The organism is Leptolyngbya sp. FACHB-36, from assembly GCF_014695955.1.
Lineage (GTDB): Bacteria > Cyanobacteriota > Cyanobacteriia > Leptolyngbyales > Leptolyngbyaceae > FACHB-36.
On the sequence record NZ_JACJPG010000048.1, the window covers coordinates 1 to 1,595 of the forward strand.

Below are 1,595 nucleotides of genomic sequence, written 5' to 3' on the forward strand. Positions count from 1 at the left end.
CTGCCGCAGCGTCGCCCGTTCTATCAGTTTTTCTACGGCTGCCTGAATTTGGAATTTGTCAAGGTCGTGCTGTCGCTGCGCGAAGATTATTTGCACTACCTATTGGAGTTTCAGCGCCTGACCCAGCCAGTCAATCGTCCGCAGCTCGACAGCATCACCGATATTCTCAGCAACTCGGTCCGCTATCCGCTGCGGGACTTTTCCCCGCAAGATGCTCGATCGGTGATTAAGAGTCTGACGACACAGGCGCAATTTTATCTAGACGATGAGTTAGTCGATGAGCTTGTGCGCGACCTTGCGGGAGAACTCGATGAGGTGCGCCCGATCGAGCTGCAAGTCGTGGGGGCGCAGCTACAAGCAGAAAACATTACGACGCTAGCAGACTACCGCCGCAAAGGACCGAAAGAAAAGCTGGTGGCGCGATCGCTCGAATCAGTGATCGAAGATTGCGGTCCCGAAAACGAACCCGCTGCCCGACTAGTGCTGTATCTGCTAACGAACGAAAATGGCACGCGTCCGCTAAAGACCCGCACGGAACTGGTGGCGGAACTGACCACGCTCGACCAAACAAACGACATCGACAGGCTCGACCTGGTGCTGGAAGTGCTGGTGGGATCAGGGTTGGTGTTTTTGGTGCCCGAAATGCCCGCCGATCGCTACCAACTGGTGCACGACTATCTCGTGGGCGTGATTCGTCAGCAGCAGCAGGTTGGGCTAGTGTCGCAACTAGAGCGGGAACGCGAACAGCGCAAACTTGCGGAAGAGCGGCAGCAGCAGAGCGAAGAACGGCTGAATCTAGTGCTACAACAGTTGGTGCTGGTGCAGCAGCAAAAGCTCAAGCAGGCGCGGTTTTCAGTCGGGTTACTGCGATTGGCGTTTGTGGGACTGGTGCTGGCACTGGTGACGCTGGTGCTGGCGATCGAAGCTCGCTTCCAGGTGGATGTCCCAGGTCTGCGGCTGCAAATTGAGTCGCCAAGAAAGCGGTGACGCAGCGGGAGGTCCGAGGGCTTCGAGCGGACTGGAGTGTTGCAATGCCGCGATCGCCTGGGTTCTGCATCTCGCGTGCGTTTGCTATGCTTCTAGGAAGTTGTCGTTCCTTTGTTCATGCTGCTGGCACGTCTGAAACGCTTCTTGATTCAGCCTGCGATTCTGTCGAGCACGATCGTCACCGCAGCCCTACTGGGAGCGCAGCAAGCGGGAGTGCTTCAGCCAATTGAACTCAAGGCGTTTGACCAACTGATGCAGCGGCGATCGTCCACAGGACCCGACTCGCGGTTGCTAATTGTGGCGGTGACTGAGAAGGATTTGCAAACCTGGAATTGGCCTCTGCCCAGTCGCGTGCTGGATAACGTGTTAGGCAAGCTGGGTCGGCATCAGCCGCGCGTCATTGGGCTAGATATTTTTCGCGATTTGCCCGTGGAACCGGGACACGCCCAACTGCTTCAGCGGCTACAGCAGGACGATCGGATTGTGCCAATCTGCAAACATGGCGATGGCGCAAATCCTGAAACGCCGCCGCCTGCCGGAGTGCCGATCGATCGCGTGGGTTTCAGCGATTTGGTCGAGGACACGGATGGCATCATTCGGCGCAGTTT

1 protein-coding gene and 1 pseudogene are annotated in these 1,595 nt (G+C 57.1%); both read left to right on the top strand.

Going from position 1 to position 1,595, the window contains the following annotated elements; translation table 11 throughout:
- Nucleotides 1-987 (top strand): annotated as a pseudogene (locus tag H6F43_RS00685) (hypothetical protein); the annotation flags it as partial.
- Nucleotides 988-1,104: 117 nt separating this feature from the next.
- Nucleotides 1,105-1,595, top strand: a 491-nt coding sequence (locus H6F43_RS00690; protein WP_190340113.1) for a CHASE2 domain-containing protein, incomplete at its 3' end; no start/stop codon positions are given.